General features: G+C 64.6%; 18 protein-coding genes and 3 pseudogenes. 8 read left to right on the top strand and 13 right to left on the bottom strand.

The window, feature by feature from the left end; translation table 11 throughout:
- Positions 1-38: 38 nt before the first annotated feature.
- The 5 genes from AC0V8S_RS03740 to AC0V8S_RS03720 form a co-directional block, all read right to left on the bottom strand.
- The gene (locus AC0V8S_RS03740) at positions 39-893 is read right to left on the bottom strand and encodes a MetQ/NlpA family lipoprotein (protein WP_475436863.1); all 855 of its coding nucleotides are present in this window, start codon (positions 891-893) and stop codon (positions 39-41) included.
- A 253-nt stretch (positions 894-1,146) separates the two neighbouring features.
- Positions 1,147-2,634, bottom strand: a complete 1,488-nt coding sequence (locus AC0V8S_RS03735) for an aldehyde dehydrogenase (protein WP_475436862.1) — start codon at positions 2,632-2,634, stop codon at positions 1,147-1,149.
- A complete protein-coding gene (locus AC0V8S_RS03730; protein ID WP_475436861.1) occupies positions 2,631-3,194 on the bottom strand; it encodes a cytochrome P450 in 564 nt (187 codons plus the stop codon). Before AC0V8S_RS03730 ends, AC0V8S_RS03735 begins: the two co-directional genes overlap by 4 nt.
- Positions 3,158-3,829, bottom strand: a complete 672-nt coding sequence (locus AC0V8S_RS03725) for a cytochrome P450 family protein (RefSeq protein WP_475436860.1) — start codon at positions 3,827-3,829, stop codon at positions 3,158-3,160. The genes AC0V8S_RS03730 and AC0V8S_RS03725 overlap by 37 nt, the downstream gene beginning before the upstream one ends.
- Before the next feature lie 66 nt (positions 3,830-3,895).
- Positions 3,896-5,344 carry an APC family permease gene (locus AC0V8S_RS03720; protein ID WP_475436859.1) on the bottom strand — a complete coding sequence of 483 codons (1,449 nt, stop codon included), beginning with the start codon at positions 5,342-5,344 and terminating at the stop codon, positions 3,896-3,898.
- A 176-nt stretch (positions 5,345-5,520) separates the two neighbouring features.
- Here AC0V8S_RS03720 and AC0V8S_RS03715 point away from each other — a divergent pair, with 176 nt between their 5' ends.
- The 6 genes and pseudogenes from AC0V8S_RS03715 (at position 5,521) to AC0V8S_RS03690 (ending at position 11,967) form a co-directional block, all read left to right on the top strand.
- Positions 5,521-6,291 carry an IclR family transcriptional regulator gene (locus AC0V8S_RS03715; RefSeq protein WP_475436858.1) on the top strand — a complete coding sequence of 257 codons (771 nt, stop codon included), beginning with the start codon at positions 5,521-5,523 and terminating at the stop codon, positions 6,289-6,291.
- Positions 6,291-7,571, top strand: a complete 1,281-nt coding sequence (locus AC0V8S_RS03710) for a Tm-1-like ATP-binding domain-containing protein (RefSeq protein ID WP_475436857.1) — start codon at positions 6,291-6,293, stop codon at positions 7,569-7,571. Before AC0V8S_RS03715 ends, AC0V8S_RS03710 begins: the two co-directional genes overlap by 1 nt.
- Positions 7,572-7,579: 8 nt before the next feature.
- Positions 7,580-8,236 (top strand): HAD-IA family hydrolase, encoded by a 657-nt coding sequence (locus AC0V8S_RS03705; RefSeq protein ID WP_475438567.1) that lies wholly within the window; start codon positions 7,580-7,582, stop codon positions 8,234-8,236.
- Positions 8,237-8,257: 21 nt separating this feature from the next.
- Positions 8,258-9,607 (top strand): aminotransferase class III-fold pyridoxal phosphate-dependent enzyme, encoded by a 1,350-nt coding sequence (locus AC0V8S_RS03700; protein WP_475436856.1) that lies wholly within the window; start codon positions 8,258-8,260, stop codon positions 9,605-9,607.
- Positions 9,608-9,644: 37 nt separating this feature from the next.
- Positions 9,645-10,951, top strand: a pseudogene (locus tag AC0V8S_RS03695) (aminotransferase class III-fold pyridoxal phosphate-dependent enzyme).
- Entirely contained in the window at positions 10,948-11,967 is a 1,020-nt protein-coding gene (locus AC0V8S_RS03690) for a phosphotransferase enzyme family protein (protein ID WP_475436855.1), read from the top strand. Before AC0V8S_RS03695 ends, AC0V8S_RS03690 begins: the two are co-directional and overlap by 4 nt.
- Positions 11,968-11,979: 12 nt before the next feature.
- On the opposite strand, the gene hpaH is transcribed toward AC0V8S_RS03690, so the two are convergent.
- Genes hpaH through AC0V8S_RS03665 form a run of 5 tightly spaced genes read right to left on the bottom strand, consistent with a single transcriptional unit; the run spans position 11,980 to position 16,568 of the window.
- Positions 11,980-12,786: a 2-oxo-hept-4-ene-1,7-dioate hydratase gene (gene hpaH / locus AC0V8S_RS03685; RefSeq protein ID WP_475436854.1), complete on the bottom strand. Its 807-nt coding sequence runs from the start codon at positions 12,784-12,786 to the stop codon at positions 11,980-11,982.
- Entirely contained in the window at positions 12,783-13,649 is an 867-nt protein-coding gene (locus tag AC0V8S_RS03680) for a fumarylacetoacetate hydrolase family protein (protein WP_475438566.1), read from the bottom strand. The genes hpaH and AC0V8S_RS03680 overlap by 4 nt, the downstream gene beginning before the upstream one ends.
- Before the next feature lie 8 nt (positions 13,650-13,657).
- On the bottom strand, positions 13,658-14,638 hold the full coding sequence (gene hpaD, locus AC0V8S_RS03675) for a 3,4-dihydroxyphenylacetate 2,3-dioxygenase (RefSeq protein WP_475436853.1): 981 nt from the start codon (positions 14,636-14,638) through the stop codon (positions 13,658-13,660).
- Positions 14,639-14,651: 13 nt separating this feature from the next.
- A complete protein-coding gene (hpaE, locus tag AC0V8S_RS03670; RefSeq protein WP_475436852.1) occupies positions 14,652-16,169 on the bottom strand; it encodes a 5-carboxymethyl-2-hydroxymuconate semialdehyde dehydrogenase in 1,518 nt (505 codons plus the stop codon).
- A gap of 12 nt (positions 16,170-16,181) precedes the next feature.
- On the bottom strand, positions 16,182-16,568 hold the full coding sequence (locus AC0V8S_RS03665) for a 5-carboxymethyl-2-hydroxymuconate isomerase (RefSeq protein WP_475436851.1): 387 nt from the start codon (positions 16,566-16,568) through the stop codon (positions 16,182-16,184).
- Positions 16,569-16,688: 120 nt separating this feature from the next.
- On the opposite strand from AC0V8S_RS03665, the gene hpaR reads away from it, so the two are divergent.
- Positions 16,689-17,180, top strand: a complete 492-nt coding sequence (hpaR, locus tag AC0V8S_RS03660) for a homoprotocatechuate degradation operon regulator HpaR (RefSeq protein ID WP_475436850.1) — start codon at positions 16,689-16,691, stop codon at positions 17,178-17,180.
- 3 nt (positions 17,181-17,183) lie between these two features.
- On the opposite strand, the gene AC0V8S_RS03655 is transcribed toward hpaR, so the two are convergent.
- Positions 17,184-17,693 carry a flavin reductase gene (locus AC0V8S_RS03655; protein WP_027040919.1) on the bottom strand — a complete coding sequence of 170 codons (510 nt, stop codon included), beginning with the start codon at positions 17,691-17,693 and terminating at the stop codon, positions 17,184-17,186.
- A 6-nt stretch (positions 17,694-17,699) separates the two neighbouring features.
- Positions 17,700-19,245: pseudogene (locus tag AC0V8S_RS03650) on the bottom strand (4-hydroxyphenylacetate 3-hydroxylase N-terminal domain-containing protein).
- A gap of 93 nt (positions 19,246-19,338) precedes the next feature.
- Here AC0V8S_RS03650 and AC0V8S_RS03645 point away from each other — a divergent pair.
- The gene (locus tag AC0V8S_RS03645) at positions 19,339-20,208 is read left to right on the top strand and encodes a helix-turn-helix domain-containing protein (protein ID WP_475436849.1); all 870 of its coding nucleotides are present in this window, start codon (positions 19,339-19,341) and stop codon (positions 20,206-20,208) included.
- 47 nt (positions 20,209-20,255) lie between these two features.
- Here the strand turns inward: AC0V8S_RS03645 and AC0V8S_RS03640 are convergent.
- A pseudogene (locus AC0V8S_RS03640) lies at positions 20,256-21,660 on the bottom strand (RtcB family protein).
- Positions 21,661-21,788 lie beyond the last annotated feature (128 nt).

The raw sequence follows: 21,788 nt of genomic DNA, 5'->3' as shown, positions 1-21,788 counted from the left end.
GCGGACCGCATTTGCTCTCGAACTAGACGTCCGGCGGATCAATAGGCGCTGAGGCCGGTGCCCTTGTAGACCTTGTCGAACTCGGCCTTGACCGCGTCGTTCTGGTACGAAGCCACCAGCGTCTTCACCCAGGCTTCGTTCTCATTGCCGACCTTCACCGCGATGAAGTTGCGGTAGGGATTGTCGGCGATCGGCTCCTGCGCGATACGGTTGTCCGGCGTCAGGCCGCTCTTCAGCGCCCAGTCGGTGTTGACCACGGCGGCGTCGAGATCCTCGACCGAGCGGCCGACGATGCCGGCGTCGAGCTCCTTGATCTCGACCTTCTTGGGGTTTTCGGCGATGTCGGCGGTGGTGGCCAGAATGCCGGTGCCGTCCTTCAGCTTGATCACGCCCTCGTTCTGCAGCACGCGCAGCGCCCGGCCTTCATTGGACGGGTCGTTCGGCACGCCGATAACCGCGCCCTGGGGCAGGTCGGCGACCGCTTTGAACTTCTTGGAGTAGAGGCCGATCGGCCAGACGCCGGTGTAGCCGACGCGCACGATGTGATAGCCCTGCGTCTTGATCTGGTTGTCGAGATAGGGCTGGTGCTGGAAGGCATTGGCGTCGATCTCGCCGCGCTCCAACGCCTCGTTGGGCTGGGTGTAGTCGTTGAACACCACGGTCTCGATGGTCAGGCCCTTCTCGGCCGCCTGGGCGACGACGACACGCCAGACATCCTCGTCCTCGCCGCTGATGATGCCGACCTTGATCGCCTTCTTGTCCTCGGCGAAGGAAGCATGCGGCGCCATCAGGCTGCCGACCGCGACCGCCGATGCGAACAGCAGAGCAAGGCCGCTGCGCCGGTTGAGGGTTGACCAAAGGGAAGATGGCAAAGTGTTGTTGACGTCGGACATGTCTGAATCTCTGCGGTTGTGAAGTCATGGCAGCAAGGCGGATTGCCTAGGCTTGACCACATCGTCAGAAATTCTATCGATTTTATCAAAGAATGCGTTTCGCCATTCTCGGCAAAGCCGGGAATATTCTCTCAAAAATCTCAAGACATGGAGCACAAGACGGCACCGGACCGACCGCAGCGGACTGCGGTACGGGCCTGTACGCCTAGGATGTAAGATCAGATTCGGCGGCAGCCCGAGATCGCCACGGGTCTCAAAGCGCGATCCAGGCTGTCTTTAGCTCCAGATATTTCTCTAGCGCGTGCAGCGACTTGTCGCGGCCGAAGCCGGACTGCTTGACGCCGCCGAGCGGCACGGTGATGTCGGCGCCGCCATAGGTGTTGACGTGGACGACGCCGGCATTGATGGCCCGCACCATGCGATGCGCGGTGGAGAGGTTGGCTGTCCAGACCGCGGAGGCCAGCCCGTAGACGGTGGAATTGGCGAGGCGCACGGCCTCTTCTTCGGTCTCGAAACGCATGACGCCAAGCACCGGCCCGAACACCTCCTCGCGGGCAAGCTGCATATCCTCAGTCACATTCTCGAAGATCGTCGGCGCCATGTAGCTGCCGCCGGTTTCGGCAAGGATCCGTTCGCCGCCGGTGACCAGCCTTGCACCTTCTTGCCCAGCCTTGGCAACGAAGCCGAGATTCTTCTCCAGCTGTTCGGCGCTCGATACCGCGCCGATATCGCTGGTGAGATCGAGCGGGTCGCCGACCTTCAACCGCGTGGTCGCCGAGACAAGCTCGTCCATGAAGCGGTCATAGACTGATGACTGGACGAGCAGGCGCGAGCCGGCGACGCAGACCTGGCCGGAATTGCGAAAAATGCCATTGGCTGAGACGAGCGCCGCCTGCTTCAGGTCAGGCGCATCGGCAAAGACGATGTTGGGCGACTTGCCGCCGAGTTCGAGGAAGACGCGCTTCAGATTGGAGCGCGCGGAATAGTCGAGCAGCCGCCGGCCCACCGGTCCCGAACCGGTGAAGGCGATGGCGTCGACATCCATATGCAGGCCGAGCGCCTCGCCGGTGACGGCGCCGCGGCCGGTGACGACGTTGAGCACGCCGGCGGGCAGGCCGGCCTCGCTGGCCAGTTCCGCCAGCCGCAGCAGCGTCAGCGAGGCGATCTCCGGGGGCTTGACCACCACGCAATTGCCGGTGGCAAGGGCCGGCGCGATCTTCCAGGCGCCGATCATCAGCGGGAAATTCCACGGCACGATGACGCCGACGACGCCGAGCGGCTCCTTGTGGATCAGCCCCAGCACGTTCTCGGCCGTCGGCGCGATCTCGCCATAGACCTTGTCGATCGCCTCGGCGTAGTAGCGGATGGTGCCGGCGGCCGACAGCGGCTCGGCCTTGTAGGCCATGCCGATCTCGGTGCCGTTGTCGCGCACGCCGAGCACGGCCAGTTCATCGACATGCTTTTCGATGAGTTCGGCAAGCCTGGTCAGCACCTTCTTGCGGAAGGCGGGCGCCGCGCGCGACCACGAACCCTTCTCAAATACTCTGCGCGCCGATTTCACCGCACGGTCGATATCTGCGGCATTGCCGTCGGCTATGTTGGCGAAAGCGCGACCGTCGATCGGCGAAATGACAGGCAATGTCGCGCCGCTTGTTCCCTGCGACTGTGCGCCATCGATGAACAGGCCGCGCGCGCCGATCTCCGTGTGGCGCAGCGTGTCGATGGCATTTTGAGTGATCATGGGGAACGGGCTCCGAAACTGACATGCAATGTGGTTGGCGCCCGGAATTCCCAGCCGCGGAACACCGGTTCCTTGCCTGGCACAAGGCTGAAGTCGGGGAGGCGTTCAAGCAGCAGCCTTACCCCAAGGCACATCTGCTCGCGCGCGAAAAACCGGCCGGAACAGAAATGATGGCCGAAGCCGAAAGCGGCGTGATTGCCTTCGTCGCGGTGGATATCGAAGCGGTCCGGATCGGCGAAGCGGCTCTCGTCGCGGCTGGCCGAGGAGACCAGTGCGGCGACCGGTGCGCCGGCGGGGATCGTCGCCCCGCCGATCTCGACCGCGCGGGTCGTTTCGCGCGTCTGCGTGCCGATCGGCGCCACCCAGCGCAGGCCCTCGTCGACTGCCTTGGGCACGAAGGTTCCGGGATCGTCGAGCACCTGCCGCAGCTGGTCAGGATTCCTCAGCAGGCCGACAAGGATCGAGCCGGCGCCGTGCCCCGGCTCCTGCATGCCGCCGAGCAGGATGACCTTTATGGTCGGCATCAGGAAGTCGATCGGGCGCGTCTGGCCTTCCGGCATGCCGTCATGCAGCATGTGCGACAGCGCGGAATCGTCAGGCTCGCGGGCGAGCCTTTCCAGCGTCGGCGCCACGGCTTCACCGACCTCGGCGCCGATCGCGTCGGCGATCTCCTGCCGCCTCGGGTCCTTCTCGAAATTGATGGCGCCTTGCGCCAGCCGTAGAACCAGCGGCGCAGCGTCGGCATGTCGATGTCGGCAAGACCGAGCGAGCGTGCCAGGCTGAGCGTCGACACCGGCTCGAAATAATCGGCCATCAGTTCGGCCGAGCCTTGGCTGGCGATCACGTCGAGATAGGGCTCGGCGATCGCGCGCACGAGATCGCCGGCATAGGCGGCGACGGTGCGCGGCCGGTATTTCGGGTCGACGCCCTGGCGAAGGTTCTTGTGGTCCTCGCCATCGCTGGTCAGGATGGTCGGCTTGCCGAAGGAGCGCTCGACGGGTGACACGCCGGCTCTGACGATTGCGGAAAAGATGTCGGGCGACTTCGCCACCAGTTCGACATCCTTCCAGCGGGTGACGAACCAGAGATTGACCGAGGGCACGAAGGCGACCGGCGCGCTGCGCCTGAGTTCGGCATAGATCGGGTAGGGGTCCGCTTCCAGCGCCTCGACGGTGATGTTTTCGGCAAAGCTCAATGCCGCCACTCCTTCACGGGTGAGAAGGGCGGCGTGATCCGCCGCCCTGGTGCGTCTCTCCGGTCCTCAATCCTTCAGCGGCAGGCCGAGGCTCTCGAAGGCGACCGGATCGCGGCCCCTCAAGGCGCCGGCCAGCAGCAGGCCGACCACCGCGGCGATCAGCACCAGCCCCGGCAGGAACACGCCGAGGAAGCCGCCGGCTCCCGACAGGCTGCCGAAATTGATGACGATCAGGTAGATGATGACGACGAAGGCGATGAAGGTCAGTCCGGGCAGGATGGTGGTCTTCACGGCGTTTTCCTGCGCCGACGGGTTGGCGCGGAAGTACATCACCACGGCGAGCGAGGCGACAGCCATCATGACGATGACGCCGAGCGTCGCGACATTGGTCAGCCACGAAAACAGCGCCAGCACCGGGTCGAGGCCGAGCACGGCGAACAGCCCGACGACGACAGCCGCCAGCACGCTCTGGATCACCGAGGCGACATGCGGGCTCTGGTGGGCGGAATGCGTCACGCCGATCGACTGCGGCAACAGCTTCTCGCGGCCGGAGACATAGATGTAGCGGGCAACCGCATTGTGGAAGGCCAGCACGCCGGCAAACAGGCTCGACACGAACAGGATGCTCATCGCATGGGTCAGCAGCGTTCCGGCATAGCGGTCGGACAGGCCGAACAGGAAGGTCGTCGGATCCTGCAGGCCTTGCAGTGCCGGCAGCAGTTTGTCGACGCCGGCGCCGACCGCCATCAGCCAGGCCGTGACCATGTAGAAGACACCGATCAAAAGCACCGAGAAATAGGTGGCGCGCGGAATGGTGACTTTGGGGTCACGGGCTTCCTCGGCATAGATCGTCGTCGCCTCGAAGCCGATGAAGGCGGCAAAGCAGAACAGGATGGCGATGGCCGGCGCACCCGATGTGATCTGGCTCCAGCTGAACGGCGCGGCCGACAGGCCGCTGTCGCCACCGGTCTTCAGGATCGTCAGATCGAGGATCAGCACGACGGCATATTCGCAGAGAACCAGCACCGTCAGGATTTTGGCCGACAGGTCGACCTGGCGGTAGCCGAGCACGGCGACGATGGCGATGGCGATGAAGCTCCACACCCACCAGGGCAGATTGATGCCCCAGCCGGCGAACAGCCCGGAGGTCGCGGCACCGAGCAGGCCCATGACGCCGATCTGCATGGCATTGTAGGACAGGATGGCGATCAGCGCCGTGGCGCCGCCGGCGAGACCGCCCAGGCCACGCGCGGCATAGGCATAGAAGGCGCCGGCATTGCCGACATGCCGCGACATGGCGACATAGCCGACCGCGAACAAAAGCAGCAGCACCGTCACGATCAGATAGGTGCCGGCAAAGCCGGCGCCATTGCCCATCAGCATGCCGAGCGGCGTGCCGCCGGCGACCGCCGTAAGGGGTGCGGCCGCCGAGATCACCATGAAGGTGATGGCGCCGACGCCGAGACTGTTCTTGCGCAGCCTGTTGGCCGGCGCCTGTTCCGAAACTGCTGACATTGGTCCCTCCTGTTTGCAAACCGGGAGTCGGTTCGCCGGCCGCTTGGCCTGTCCCATACGCTCTGGATGTCGGTTCATTATTTGAACCCTTATTTTGAATATAGACTTGCAAACAAAGCGGCTTCCTGTCAAGTTAATTCACACGTTAATTGATTGGCCCGTGCTTGGAGGCAAATGTGGGTACGGTCGGCAAGGCGATTTCACTTCTGGAGCTTTTCACCGTGGCTGAGCCCGAACTCGGGCTGACCGATCTGGCGCGCCGGTCGGGCTTCGACAAGGCGACGACGCGGCGGCTGCTGGTGGCCCTGACCGGCCATGGCTTCGTCGAGCAGGACGCCGGCACGCGGCATTATCGGCTTGGCGCCGGCCTGTCGCGGCTGGCGCGCATCCGCGAGGCGCGCTTCCCCTTCCTGCAGACCGCGGTGCCGCTGGTGCGAGATCTGGCAAGTGCTACGGCCGAGACCGTGCATCTGTCGGAATTCGGCACCGACAGATTGGTCACCGTCCATGTCGAGCATCCCGCCTGGGCAAACCGCGTCAACATCGACATCGGCCAACTGCTGCCCCTGCATTCAACCGCCTCCGGCATCGCCTATCTGGCCTTTGCCGGGGATGAGGCCGTCAAGGCATGCCTGGCGGGTCCGCTCGAAGCCTTCACGGCCCATACACTGATCGACCCCGCCGCCATCTCGCGCTCCATGGCTGAGGCGCGCGAGCGCGGCTATTCGCTCTGCGATCAGGGGCTGGAAGAAGGCGTCATCTCCGTCGCGGCGGCGATCCTGGCGGCGGACGGCTTTGCCCTCGGCACGATCGCTGTGGCCGCGCCGAAGGCGAGAACGACGACGGCCGACATCACGCAGCGAGGGCTTGCGGTCATGGCCACGGCACGGGAGATTTCGATGCGCCTCAATGGCGACAATTTGCAAACCCTGAGGAGGCAGGCCTGATGTCTGCACAGACAACGCCCCGCATCCTGGTCATCGGCACTGGCGACACCAAGGCCGAAGAGCTGCTGTTCATGAAGCAGTGCATCGAGGCCTCCGGCGGCAGCGCCGTGATGATGGATGTCAGCGTGCTCGGCAATCCGCCCTACAGTCCCGATCACGACAAGCATGCCGTCGCCCGGGCCGTCGACGTGACGATCGAGGAGATCGTCGCCAGCGGTGACGAGAACACCGCCATGACCTTGATGGCGGGCGGGGCCGTGCAATTGGTGCGCCGGCTGCATGGGAATGGCGAGATCGATGCCTTCATCGCCATAGGCGGCTCGATGGGCACCGATCTGGCGCTGGACGTGGCGCTCTCTCTGCCGCTCGGCGTGCCGAAATTCGTCGTCTCGACCATCGCCTATTCGCACCTCATCCCGCCCGAGCGCGTCGCGCCGGATCTGATGATGATCCTCTGGGCCGGCGGGCTCTACGGTCTCAACTCGATCTGCAAGCTGGTGCTTTCACAGGCGTGTGGTGCGGTGGTCGGCGCCACGAAAATCGTGCTGGAGACCCGCGCCTCGGCGCCGGCGATCGGCCCGACCATCGGCATGACCTCGCTCGGCAGCTCCTGCCTGCGCTACATGAAGACGCTGAAGCCGGCGCTGGAGCGGCGCGGCTATGATGTCGCCGTCTTCCACACCACCGGAATGGGTGGCCGCGCCTTCGAATCGATCGCCGGCCAGGACCATTTCTGCGCTGTCTTCGACTTCAGCCTGCAGGAGATCACCAACCATCTGGCCGGTTCCGTCGTCTCCTCCGGCAACGACCGGCTGGAAAATGCCGGCGCGCGCGGCATCCCGCAGATCGCGGCGCCCGGCGCGGTCGATATGGTCGACCTGCCGACCTGGCAGGATTTGCCGGCTAAATTTTCCGAACGCCCGTTTCACGCTCACAACAGGCTGATCGCCTCGATCACCGTCGATGCCGATGATCGCCGCCAGGTCGCCAGGACCATTGCCGCCAAGCTCGGCGCATCGAAAGGGCGCTCCGCCTTTATCCTGCCCACGGGCGGCATCCAGGAATGGGACATGCAGGGCGAGCCGCTCTATGAACCGGAAGCTTTGGCCGCCTTCGTCGATGAGATGCGCAAAGCCATTCCCGCCAGCGTCGAGTTCCATGAGATCGACGCCCACATCAACAGCGACGGCTTTGTCGCCAAGGCGTTGGAAATCTTCGATCGCTGGGTCGAGGAAGGCATAATTCCACGCGGCGTGCCGGCCAAGGGAGTGGCAGCGTGAGCGCTCCCGTGGCCCAGGCGCTTGTCCTCGATTTCGGTGGTGTCGTCACCCGCACCCTGTTCGAAACCCATGCCTTGACCGAACAGGCGCTCGGGCTCGACCCCGGCACGCTGCAATGGCGCGGGCCATTCGATCCCGACGGCGATCCGCTGTGGCGCTCGATGCAGGCCGACGAAATCAGCGAACGCGACTATTGGCGCACACGCACCAGCGAGGTCGGCCGTCTCGTCGGCGAGGACTGGCAGGCGATGGAAACCTTCGTCCAGCGCGCCCGCGGCGCCGAGCCGGAAAAGGTGATGCGGCCCGAGGCCGACCATGCCATTCGCGCCGTCCACGCGGCCGGTTTTCGCCTGGCGATCCTGTCCAACGAGCTCGACCTGTTCTACGGCGCCGACTTTCGCCAAAAACTGCCGCTGCTCGGCCTGTTCGACGTCATCGTCGACGCGACCTACACCGGCATCCTCAAGCCCGACCCGCGCGCCTATCAATTCGTCACCGAGGCGCTCGGCCTGTCTGCCGGTGCCTGCGTGTTCGTCGACGACCAGCAGCGCAATGTCGATGGTGGTCGTGCCGCCGGCATGCGCACGGTGCATTTCGACGTTGCCTGGCCGGCCCTTTCCTATGCCGAAGCCCTTGCCCATTTCGACCTTGTCTTAGTTGCCTGAGACTATTTGCGGAGCCTTGTCATGCGCGACATCAATTTCCTCACCGAGACCAACGCCAAGCCGATCTGGCATCCGATGGCGCATCCGGCCGAGATGCGGGCCAATCCGCCCAAGGTGATCATGAAAGGCGAGGGCGTCATGGTCACCGACATCGATGGCAAGAGCGTGCTCGACGCCGTCGGCGGCCTGTGGAACGTCAATCTCGGCTACAGCTGCGACCCGATCAAGAAGGCGATGGCCGACCAGCTCGGCGCGTTGCCCTACTATTCCGGTTTTCGCGGCACCTCGACCGGACCGTCGATCGAGCTCGCCTACGAACTCGCCGAATGGTTCGCGCCGGAAGGCATGGTGCGGACCTTCTTCACCTCGGGCGGTTCGGATTCGGTCGAAACAGCGCTGCGGCTGGCAAGGCAATACTGGAAGATCCTCGGCCAGGGCGACCGGACAAAATTCCTCGCCATGAAGAAGGGCTATCACGGCACCCATTTTGGCGGCGCATCGGTCAACGGCAACGCCAATTTCCGCCGCAACTATGAGCCGCTGCTGCCCGGCGTCTTCCACATTCCCGCACCCTGGACCTTCCGCAACCCGTTCGACGAGACCGATCCGGCAAGGCTGGCCAGACTCTGCGCCAAGGCGCTGGAGGACGAGATCGCCTTCCAGGGGGGCGACACCATTGCGGCTTTCATCATGGAGCCGGTGCTCGGCGCCGGCGGCGTCATCGTTCCGCACGAAAGCTTCATGCCGCTGGTGCGCGAAATATGCGACCGCCACGAAATCCTGCTGATCGCCGACGAGGTCGTGACCGGCTTTGGCCGCACCGGCGCCTGGTCCGGCTCGCGGCTGACGGGTGTGAGGCCGGATTTCATGACCATCGCCAAGGCGATCACCTCGGGCTATTTTCCGCTCGGCGCGACGCTAATCGGCGCCAAGGTCGCCGATGTCTTCGAGGCCGACAAGACCAGTTTTGGGTCGATCGGCCATGGCTACACCTATTCCGGCCATCCGGTCGGCTGCGCTGCGGGTCTGGCGGCGCTTGCCGAGACCAAACGGCTTCGTCTGAACGAGAACGCGACCGCGCGCGGCGTCGAGCTAGGGGCGGTGCTGGAAAGCCTGAAGGCCAAGCACGCCATCGTTGGCGATGTCCGTTACAAGGGCCTGATGGCGGCGCTGGAGCTGGTCTCCGACCGCGCCACCAAGAAGCCGACCGACAAGAAGACCATGGCCGTGGTTTCCGAGGCTGCCTACGAGGCCGGCGTCATGCTGCGCGTCTCCGGCAACAACATCATCCTGTCGCCGCCCCTCATCATCAGCGCCGCTGACGTCGCGAAGATCGGCGAAGCGCTCGACGCTGGCCTGTCGAAGGTCTGACGGGTCGACGGGCACAACGGAGGTTTGGTACGCACAGATGGCTCAATCCCAGAAGAAAGCGGCTGGAGAAACGCTGATTAGCCGGCGTGGCCGCCTGCTCGGCGCGAAATCGCAATTGTTCTATGACGAGCCCGTGCATCTGGTGCGCGGCGAAGGCGTCTGGCTCTACGATGCCGACGGCCGCAAATATCTCGACGCCTACAACAATGTCGCCCATGTCGGCCATTGCCATCCGCATGTGGTCGAGGCGCTGTGCCGGCAGTCGAGCCTGCTCAACACCCACACGCGCTATCTCCACACCGCCATCCTCGACTATGTCGAACGGCTGACCACAACCTTTGATGCCAGCCTGTCGACCGCCATCCTCACCTGCACCGGCAGCGAGGCCAATGATATCGCGCTGCGCATGGCGCAGGCGACATCAGGCCAGATGGGCATCATCGCCACCGACGCCACCTATCACGGCAACACCTCAGCGGTTTCACAGCTCTCAACCCGCATGCCGCCGGTCGGTGGCCGCGCGCCGCATGTCAGGCTGATGCCGGCGCCCGACAGTTTTCGCCACCTCGACGCGATGGCCAACGGCAAGGCCTTTGGCGACGCCGTACGGGAAGCCATCGCTTCGCTGGCAAAGGACGGCATCGGCCTGTCCGGCATGATCCTGTGTCCATTGCTTGCCAATGAAGGCTTCCCGACGCTCCCCCACGGGTTCTTCGATGACGCCGTGGCGGCCGTGCGCGAGGCGGGCGGGCTGGTCATCGCCGACGAAGTGCAGCCCGGCTTCGGCCGCACCGGCAGCCATTTCTGGGGCCATCAGCGCGCCGGCTTCACCCCCGACATCGTCACCATGGGCAAGCCGATGGGCAATGGCCACCCGGTCGCCGCCGTGGTGACCACCAAGAGATCCTGGCGACGTTCCGCAATGCCTTCCGCTACTTCAATACGTTCGGCGGCAATCCGGTCTCCTGCGCGGTGGCCAACGCGGTCCTCGATGTGTTGGAAGACGAAAACCTCGTCGCCAACGCACACGATGTCGGCGCCTATGCGCTGGACCTCTTACGGCCGCTGGCCGATCGCCACGACTGCATCGGCGAGGTCAGAGGCGCCGGCCTGTTCTTCGGCGCCGAGCTGGTCCGCGACCGTGAAACCCGCGAGCCCGCGCCCGATATCGCCGGGCGCGTCATCAACGCTATGCGTGACCGTGGCGTGTTGATGGGCAAGACCGGCATCCATGGCAATGTGCTGAAGATCCGCCCACCAATGCCGTTTTCCCGCGCCAATGCCCAGCTGCTGATCGGAACGCTCGACGAGGTGCTCGGCGAAGTCGGCGGAGTGACGGCGTGAACGTGGTTTCCGCGCGATCCGAGCCTGAGACGGCGGCGGATGTCACGGCGCTTGCCCGGCATGCGCTCGAGCATTGGGGCGTCCGCAACGCTGAGCCAGAGCTGCTGAAATACCGCGAGAACGCGGTCTTCCGCGTCTGCCTGGCCGATGGCCGGCCGGCAGCCATGCGCATCCATCGGCTTGGTTATCACACGGACGCCGCGCTGCGCTCGGAACTGCAATGGATGGCCTTCCTGCAATCGGCCGGTGTCGCCACGCCATCCCCGGTGCCGACTTTAGCCGGCGATCTATTCGTGCCGGTCGGCATCGGCACCTCGACGCCGCGTCAGGTCGATTGCCTGAGCTGGCTTGAAGGCCGCGCCGTCGGCGCGCGCGGCGTGCCGCTTGATTACACGCCGCAACGCGCGCGAGAAGTCTTCACCGCCATAGGACGAACCATCGCGCGCATGCACAATGCCGCCGCTAACTGGGTGCCACCACAAGGTTTTGCCCGCCACGCCTGGGATTTCGACGGTTTCTTCGGCCCAAACCCGACCTGGGGCCGCTTCGAGACCTGCCCGTTTCTGGACGATGCCAATCGCGACCTGGTCCGGCGTGCCCACAAGAAAGCGGTCGCGGCACTGTCGCGGCATGAGCGCAGCCCGCGCAATTTCGGCCTGATCCATGCCGATCTGGTGCGCGAGAACGTGCTGCTCGACGGCGACACCATAGAGATCATCGACTTCGACGATTGCGGCCATGGCTGGCACGCCTACGATCTTGCCGTCGCGCTCTACCAGAACCGCGAGGAGGCGATCTATCCGCTGATCGAGGCGTCACTGCTTGACGGCTACCGGCAAGAGCGGGAGCTGACGCCGCAGGACGTCGCGGCCTTGCCGCTGTTTTCCGCGTTACGCGCCTTTGCCTTCCTTGGCTGGGTGCAGAGCCGCGTCGAGGGCGACATTACCCGCGAAGCCGGCATGCGCATCTCGACCATCGCCGCCGGCGTGGTGGCGGCCTATCTGCACGGCGCATGAGTTGCCGAACCGTCAGTCCTTGGCGAAATGGATGCTGACCGTTCCCGAGCTGCCAAAATCGGCGACGATCGTGTCACCCGGCCGCGCCTCGACCGGGCGGACGAAGGAGCCCGACAGCACGACCTCGCCAGCCGCGATCGACATGCCGTAGCGGCCGAGCCGGTCGGCCAGCCAGGCGATGCCCATGGCCGGATGGTTGAGCACGCCGGCGCCAAGCCCGGTCTCCTCGACCTCGGCATTGCGCGAGACGATGGCACCGATCCAGCGCATATCGGCTTCATCGGGCCGCTGCGGCCGGCCACCGATGACGATGCCGGCATTGGCGGCATTGTCGGAGATCGTGTCGAAGAAGGTACGCACCTTCTTTGTCTCGGCATTGACGCGCTCGATGCGCGTATCGAGGATTTCAAGCGCCGGCGTGATGTAGTCGGTGGCGTTGAGCACGTCGAAGATCGTCACGCCGGGACCCTTGAGCGGCGCTTTCATGACGAAGGCGATCTCGGCCTCGACGCGCGGCTGGATGAAGCGGCCGGCCGGAATCGTCGCGCCGTCGTTGAAGAACATGTCGTCGAACAGCACACCCGAATCTGGCGTGTCGATGGCCAGCGCATATTGCATCGCCTTGGAGGTCAGGCCGATCTTCCAGCCCTTCGGCGTCAGCCCGGAATCGGTCTTGCGTTTCACCAGCGCCGCCTGGACGCGATAGGCGTCCTCCATCGTCGCCTCTGGGAAATCGAGGCTGAGCAGCCGGATCTGCCGGCGCGAACGCTCGGCCTCGAACAGCCGGGCCGCGGCGTCTTCCACCTGCTCCGGGGTCATGAAGCTGCCTCGTCGACGACGCCGTTTCTGAGCACACCGATACCGTCGGCCTCGACCTCGATCACATCGCCCGGCTTCAGCCAGATCGGCGGGTCGAAGCGGGCGCCGGCGCCGGTCGGTGTGCCAGTGACGATGATATCGCCCGGCATCAGCGTGGTGAAGGTCGAGATGTAGTTGATGATCTTGCGGAAGGAAAAGATCATCCGGCTGGTGCGGTCCTGTTGGCGCAATTCGCCATTGACGCGAGTGGAGAGCGCGATATCGGCGATCTGCGCCTCGTCCGTGAACGGCACCAGCCACGGCCCGATCGACCCGGTGCGGTCGAAATTCTTGCCTTGCGTGACGTTGAACTTGGCGTGCCGCACCCAGTCGCGGATGGTGCCCTCGTTGCACAGCGACAGCGCCGCGATGTGACCGAGCGCATCCGCCTCGGCGATGCGCCGCCCGCTTTTGCCGATGACGATGACGATCTCGCCCTCATAGTCGAGCTGCGGTGATTCCGGCGGCCGCACCAGCGGCGTGCCATGGCCGACGAAGGAACGGGGGAAGCGGATGAACAGCGACGGGTTAGAGGGTGCCGCCTGCCCGTCCTTGTACTCCTCGTTGCGGTCCGGATAGTTGACGCCGACGCAGATGATCTTCTCCGGCGACGGGATCGGGATGTCGTGGGCGATGGCGTCGAGCGGGAAATCGACCGCAAAGGCCTCGGCCTCTTCCGCCAGCCGCCGCAAGGCGCCGGCTTCGATCACTTCGCGCAATGTCGGCCACTGGCTGTGGCGAGCCGACAGGTCGATGACACCCTTGTCGGTGACCGCGCCATAGCGGGTCTTGCCGTTGATGGTGAAGGTGGCGAGCCGGTTCATGGTGCTGCTCACGGCGCAATGATCGGCGATGCCGTCAGGTCCGGCTGGCGTGCCACTGCGCCGGCAAAGCTGCTGCCTTCCTCGAACCAGCTTTTCGGCGCCGGCGCGCCCCACAGCGTCTGGCGCTGCGGGTCCTTGAGGTCCCATTTGATCGGCTCGAGGTCAGGATCGACCGTCTGGTAGTCCGAGCAATAGATCTCGATGCGGTGGTTGTCCGGGTCCCGGACATAGAGGAAGAAGGCGTTGGAAATGCCGTGCCGGCCGGGGCCGCGTTCGATGTTCGGCAAATAGCCCGTCGTCGCCATCAAATCGAGCAGGTCGATGATGTTGAGCGGCGTCGGCACCCAGAAGGCGACGTGGTGCAGGCGCGGGCCGACGCCATTGGTGAAGGCGATGTCGTGGACACCGCCCTTGCGGTGCGTCCACGCCGCCCACAGCTTCCCGCTTGAGGCATCCTCGGTGTATTCGGTCACGCGAAAACCGAGCTCGTTGTAGAAGGCGACGGATTCGTCGACATTGGGCGAGAAGCAGTTGAAGTGGTCGATACGCAGCGGCTTCACACCCTTGTAGAGCGCATACTTCTGATGGATCGGCGGCAGCCTTTCCATCTGGGCGTAGAATTCCAGCGGTATGCCGTGCGGGTCACGCGTGCGGAAGGTCCGCGACTGGTAGGGCCGCTCGACCCATTCCACCGGCAGGCCCTTGCCCTTGAAGAAGTGCACCGCCTTGTCGAGGTCGTCATCCGAAAAAACCTTGAAGCCGAGGTCGCGCGCTTCCGGCGTCGTCGCCTTGCGCAGCACGATGCAATGATGGCCACGCTCTTCCATGGCGCGCAGGTAGATTGCGCCTGAGGTCTCGTCGGTGACCTGCAGGCCAAGCGTGTCGACATAGAAGGCGCGGGATTTGGCAAGGTCGGTCACCGCCAGTTCGACATGGCTGAGGCGCACGATGTTGAAGGCGGGATAGAGGTTGGGCTTGGGCAAGGGCATCTGATTTCCTCCGTCAGCCGCCGAGTTTCTGGATCGCGTGCGCCGTCGTCGCAAAGGCGACGTTCTTCGTCTCCATGTAGAAGTCGAAGGAATGGTCGCCGCCGTCGCGGCCGATGCCGGAATTCTTGACGCCGCCGAATGGCGTCGGCAGATGCCGCACATTTTCCGAATTGACCCAGATCATGCCGGCCTCCAGCGCATCGGTGAAACGGAAGGCGCGGGTCACGTCAGAGGTCCAGAGATAGCCGGTCAGGCCATATTGCGTGTCGTTGGCGAGCGCCAGCGCCTCCGCCTCGTCCTTGAAGGCGATGGCCGTCAGCACCGGCCCGAAAATCTCCTCCTGGGCGATGCGCATCCTGTTGGTGGCGCCGGTGAACAGCGTCGGGCTGACATAGCAGCCGCCGCCCGGGCCGGCGAACTTGCCGCCGCCGGCGGCAACCACCGCGCCCTCCGATCTGCCGATCTCGATATAGGACAGCACTTTCTCCTCGTGCACCGGATGGATCAGCGGGCCGACCACGGTCTTCGGATCGAGCGGGTGACCGATCTTGATGCGCTTGGCCTTCTCCGCCACCAGATCGCTGAACTGGTCATAGATCGAGGCTTCGACGAGAAGGCGCGACGACGAGGTGCAGCGTTCGCCGTTGAGCGAGTAGATCATGAACACCGCCGCATCCGCCGCGCGTTCGAGGTCGGCGTCGGCAAAGACGATCACCGGATTCTTGCCGCCGAGCTCGAAATGCACGCGCTTCAGCGTGTCGGCGCCCTGTTTCATGATCATCGAGCCGGTGCGGCTTTCGCCGACAAAGCCGATCGCCTTGATGTCAGGGTGCTCGGTCAGCGCCTTGCCGGCATGCTCGCCAAGGCCGTTGACCAGATTCCACACGCCTTTCGGCAGGCCGGCTTCCTCGGCGATCTCGACCAGCAGCCGCGCGGTCAGCGGCGAGAATTCAGCCGGCTTATGAACGACGGTGCAGCCTGCCGCCAGCGCCGGTGCGATCTTCCAGGTCGACAGCATGAACGGTGTGTTCCACGGCGTGATGATGCCGACCGGGCCGATCGGCACGCGGGTGGTGATGTTGACCTGGCCTGTCGTGCGCAGCGTCTCGCCGTCGCGCGCTTCCGGCGCACGGTCGGCGAAGAAGCGGAAATTTTCGGCACCCCGCAACGCCGCCTTGGCCATGAATTTCAGCGCCTGGCCGGTGTCCATGCATTCGACGAAGGCGATCTCTTCGGCGCGCGCCTCGATCGCGTCGGCAATTCTGTGCAGCAGCTTCTTGCGTGCCCCGCCAGGCATGGCGGCCCAGGCCGGGAATGCTGCTTTTGCCGCCTTGGCGGCTCGGTCGATGTCGGCGGTGCCGCCGCGAGCGACCTTGGCCAGCGGCTTCAAGTCGACCGGCGACAGCGTCTCGAAGGTCGAACCGTCGGCGGCCGGCACCGCTTCGCCGCCGATCTGGTTCAGCACGCCGTCTTTCTTGAAGCGGGCGAGATAGGCCTCGGCCTTTTTCAGATTGCCTTCGAGGTCGGACATGTCAGTTTTCCGTCACTTGCCACGCAGCCGCGGGTGGATTGCATTCTTCTTCCAGCTCAGCACCGGGTCGATTTCCCGGATCTCCAGCGACAGAGCGAAATGCGGGGTCTCGAACAGCGCGGCCAGATATTGGCTCACCGCCGCGAACACAGCCTCGCCGGTCCGCTTCTTGTCCTCGGCGCTGCGGCCGGTGCCGATGCGAAACGACATGTCGAGAAAGGCGTTTTCCAGCAGGCTGTCGGCAATGGCATAGGCCTCGGCGCGAAAGGCCCGCACCCGCACCGCGCCGGTCTCGAACAGCCCGGTGTCGAGCACGGTGCGCAACACCAGCGCGCACAATTCGCCCATGTCGACCTTGGCATCGAGATTGGCCGAATACTCGATGGAGAAGTGCGGCACGGCGTTTCGTTCCCTGGTCGCTTGCATTGTTGTAGTTAGCGCGTTAATTACATGGGGTGTCGCCGAAGTCAAGCCTTGCATCCGGCCTGAGGCGACGATACGGGATGACTGTAACGGGCTTTGAGAGCAAGCGCCCGGCGAAGCCTGCCGCCGATCGCAAGCCAGCGTTGGAGAGAATTTCACTTGCTGCCGGAAAACACCCGCCGCTCCTTGCCAATGGCGCTCCTTCATGCCCGCGAAGTGGTGATGGCGCGGTTTCGCCCGATGCTCGCCGCGCATGACGTGACCGAACAGCAATGGCGCGTGCTGCGCGTGCTGAGCGAGGCCGGCTCGGTCGAGGCGACGGAGCTGGCCGATCGCGCCTCGGTGCTGCCACCCAGCCTGACACGCATCATCAAGGCACTCGAGGGTCGAAAATTCATCACCCGCAACAAGGCGGAAGGCGACGGTCGCCGCGTTGTCCTGACCATCGCCCCGGCCGGCTCCGCCCTGATCGACGCCCTGTCGCCCGAGCGCCGCGTCATCTATGACGACATCGAGCGGCGCTTCGGCCATGAGAAATTGGAGCAGTTGCTCGACCTGCTGGAGACGCTGATCGACGGCGAGAGCTGAGGCTCACCCGCCAAAACTCCCCAGCCGCGTCGGCTGCGTGTAGTTGCGGTCGACATAGAGCAGCGCCGAACCGCCGCTGCCGTGCCTGACATCGATGACGCGGCCGATCATGACATTGTGCGTGCCGACGATGTGCACGTCCTCGATCTCGCAATCGAAATTGACGATCGCGTCCGACAGCGCCGGCGTGCCCGATGTCAGCGTCTGCCAGCGCGCCGCCGAATAGCGTGCCTCCATGTCCCTGGTCGCGCCGGCGAACTTTCCCGCCAGATGCATATGGTCATGCGTCAGCACGTTGACGCAGAAGCGCCGGTTGGCGAGGAACATGGCGGCCTGCGTCGAACGCCCGTTCATGCACACCAAGAGCGTCGGCGGCTCGTCGGAAACGCTGCACATGGCGGTGGCGGTGAAGCCGCCGCGCCCCGCCGGCCCATCGGTCGTGACGATGTTGACCGGCGCGCAGACCCTTGCCATGGCGTCGCGGAAATCGGTTTTCGAAATCTGCGTGGCCATCGGCGTTCACCCAGCCGGCGAAGCAAGTGGATCGAGCCAGGTGTCGCCCGTCCAGCCATTCTCGTCATAGTCGGCCATGCAAGAGTCGACGAGCTCCTCCATTGCCTTCAGCCGCCCGCCGCGTTCGGCGCCCTTCAGCACCTGCAGCCGCACCTCTTCCGGCGCGCCGGCATAATTGAGTTCATAAAGCGCGTGGCGGCCCCCGAACTCGGTGCCGGTCGCGTCCCACAGCAGCTTCATGATCTTGATGCGCTCGACATGGCCCATGTCGTTGGAGCCGCGCACATATTGCGCCAGATATTTGTCGATCTCGGGATTGTTGAAGTCGCGCACCGAAGACGGCAGGTAGATCAGCCCCGACGCGATCACGCGGCGCACCGTGTCGATGACGCGCGGATAGGCCTCCGACATGAAGGTCCGGTAGGCAAGTGCGGCGTCGAGATTGGGCAGCACCGCGCCATTCGCCCACGGGATCGGGTTATAGGCCATGGCATTGGAAAAGCTCCAGAACATGTGCCTGAGCGCAATCACCTCGCCAAGTGCGGCCTGGTTGCCGGCGGAAAGCATCGCCGCCGGTGGCGCGCAGCGCCTTGGCCAGCAGGCCGGCGAGGAAGTCGAGCTTGACGGCAAAACGCGTGCAGCCCTGGAAGCAATAGCCATGCATGAACCCCGACGCCGGATGGAACGACAGGATCTTCTGCGCATCGCGCAGCACCAGCACGTCCTCCCAGGGGATGAAGACATTGTCGAGCACCAGGATCGCGTCGTTCTCGTCGAAGCGCGACGACAGCGGATAGTCAAAGGGGGCTGCCACCGTGTTGGCCGTCTGCTCATAGGAGACGCGGCAGAACATCTTGATCCCCGGCGCGTTCATCGGCACGATGAACATCACCGACAGCGACGGATCCTCGGTGACCGTCGCCGAGCCCTGCGCCAGGAAATTGTAGTGCGTCAGCGCCGACGACGTCGCCACCACCTTGGCGCCCGAGACATAGATGCCGGCATCCGTCTCCTTGGTGATGTGGACGAACACATCCTTCACCTGCTCGGCCGGCTTGTGTCGGTCGATCGGCGGGTTGACGATGGCGTGGTTCATGAACAGCACGGCTTCCTGGGCACGTTTGTGCCAGGACAGCGCATTATCCTTGAACGGCCCGTACCAGTCGGCATTGGCGCCGAGCGTGTTCATCAGCGCCGCCTTGTAGTCGGGCGTGCGCCCCATCCAGCCATAAGACATGCGCGACCACTCGGCGATCGCCGTCTGCTGGGCAACGAGTTCGCCCGAGGATTTGGCGACGCGGAAATATTTATGCGTGTAGCCGCCCGAACCGGTGTCGGTGGCCGAGGTCAGCGTATCGCGCCGTTTCGGATCATGCAGCGCATCGTAGAGCCGTGCCAGCGACCGCGCCGAATTGCGCATCGCCGGATGCGTGGTGACATCGGCGATGCGTTCGCCGTTGATATAGACCTCGCGGCCGTCGCGCAGGCTCTCCAGATATTCGGCCCCGGTGAATGGGCATGCTTTGTCCGCACGATAATCTTCTGACCGCATGATGTTCCTCCACTTGTCACGCCGATCCTAGCGCCTGGCCTGAGGATCGGTTATGGACGGAACGGCAAAACCGATTGGACTTTTTCCGGCGCCATGAGCCAGAGTTCCATTCCCGATTTCTTCGTCTATGGCGAGCCGGTGCGGCCGCTCGATGTCGGCTTCCTGCACGTCGAAACAGTGCTGGCGCGCGGCAACATCCATCTCGGTCAGGTCGCGGCGCACAAGCATCCGCAGATGGGCCAGATCACCTACTGGACCAGCGGCTCCGGCACCTATCGCATCGAGGACCGGTCCTGGGACTTTTCGGCACCCGCCGTCAGCTTCGTGCCGAGCAATGTCGTGCATGGCTTCTCGATCGGTCCCGGCACCGACGCCATCGTCGTCTCGGTCGCCGACGATGCGCTCGCCGCAATCGCCGGTCACAGCCTGCTGCCCTTGGACAGGCCGGTCTTTACCGATGGCCTGCCGGACCGTCCCGCGTGGAAGAGGTTGGCGACGGTGCTGGACATGATCGCCGCCGAATACGCCGAGGCGCAGTCTGGCAATGACAAGGTCCTGCCGTCGCTGATCGCTGTCGCACTCTCCCACATAGCACGTCTCGCTCCGGCGACCGTCGCAGCCGCCCAATCCTCTGAAGCTTCTCTGGCACTCGGCCTGCGCCGGCTTGTCGACGCACACTTCCGCGACAACTGGCCAGTCGACCGCTACGTCGAGACGCTGGCCACGACACCGCATCTTCTCGACAAGGCCGCCCATGCGGTGCTGGGCAGCGGCGTCAAGCGGGTGGTCAGCGAACGGCGGCTGCTGGAAGCCAAACGCCTGCTGCTGTTCACGGTGCGCACGGTCGAAGACATCGCCTACGAGATCGGTTTTGATGATCCCGCCTATTTCTCCAGGTTCTTTCGTGAGCGGGTCGGCGAGGCACCCGCCGCCTGGCGCCGGAAGCAGTTGCAAGGGCACTGATCGCGTGTTGGCGGATGCGGACCTTGCGGCCCGCATCCTGTTTCCGGCTAACGCCCCTGCTGCTGGCGCGCTTCCCGCTTCTTGCGCCAGGGCGCGTTGGCTTCCCAGTCGCCGGCCATGATGCAGCCATAAGGCAGCACCTCGTCGACGACCTCTGCCAGACCAAAGTGCTCGATCTGGCGGCGCATCGAGGCCGCGTTCTTGTAGGCGCTCGGCAGCTCCGAGATATCCGTCACGCCGGAGAAGAAGCGGGCATCGATGCCTTTCGTCTCCTGCGCGAAGATATCGGCGTCGCTGCGCCCCGCCTGCATGCGCCGGTGCTGGGTGCGCGAAGAAATTGCGCCCGGCGCCGTGCGGCGAGAAGCCAAGTCCGTGCGCCGCGTTCTTGCCGCGCACGATCAACACCGGCTCCGCCATGTTGAGCGGGATCAGCGTCAGATCGGTCGCGTCGTCGGCCCAGTTGTCGAAGGCCGGCGTGGCGCCCTTGCCGTGGTAGAACAGCCCGTCCGAACGGCGGAAGACGAAGTTGTGTTCGTTCCAGAACCGGTCCGACACCTTCGCAGCCAGCTTTTCGGCCGCCAGGTCGTGGATGAGCATGTGGTTGCCCTTGGTCCATTCGCGGATCGTTTGCAGGGCCTCCCAATAGTCATCGCCTTCCCGTGTATCGGCCGGAATCCAGGCGTTCTGCGGCAAGGTCTCCGGCGACAGCGTCTTGCGCACACCCTCGGCGATCTTCATGCCCTTGCTGTAGAGCCGCGCACCCGGCGAGCGCGAGCCGTGGTGGGTAACCAGCGCCGTCTCGCCGCTCGACTTCAGCGTGCCGACATAGGCGAAATGGTTGCCGTCGCCCTGCGTGCCGAAATGCTCGATCGCGGCACTGGTCAGGTCGCGCAGCAAGGGGTTGGCCTCGAAACGCTCGAAGACCTCCTTGGCCGGCCGGATCTGCTGGCCGCGCGGACGCCCACCCGGTCCGAAATGGGTGACCCCATGAACGGCATCGAGCAACACGGCCGGCGCCACGCCGGGAAACACCGAGATCGCCATCGAGCAGCAGATGTCGGCCGAATGCATGCCGGGATGGATCGCCTCCGACACCGCGACGCCGCCGACCGGAATCGTGCCCGACGGACCGGCCGGGCAGGCATCCGGCATGATGGCGCCGGCGCGGATCACCGGCGTGCGCATCAGCTCGACCATCGAGCGCATCACCGCCTCGACATTGGCGGCCTCGTCAGGCGTTTCGGCCTCGATGTTGAGATGCAGCGGCATCGAGGAGGCGGCATGCAGCTTCATGGCCGGCGGCGGCGCGAAAGCACGCGCGGCCTCCAGCGCATCGCCCTGCGATCCGCCGCTTTCCAGTACCGCGTTAGCGGCGGCGAGCGCCTTGCCGAACCACTTGCCCTGCGGCATGCCGGCGTCGATCAAATCCTGTCCACTCAAAATCTCGGTCATGTCTTTCACTTTCGGTCCATATCAAGCACTGCGTATTGCGGACGGACGACAAGGGAATGCGAGACATCTTTTCCGCCACTTCGCGAAGCTGCGAAGGAGGGACACGAACCCTCACGCCTTTCGGCACC

The sequence above is a fragment of the Mesorhizobium oxytropidicola genome (assembly GCF_056174625.1).
This window is presented reverse-complemented; position numbering and strand designations above follow the sequence as displayed.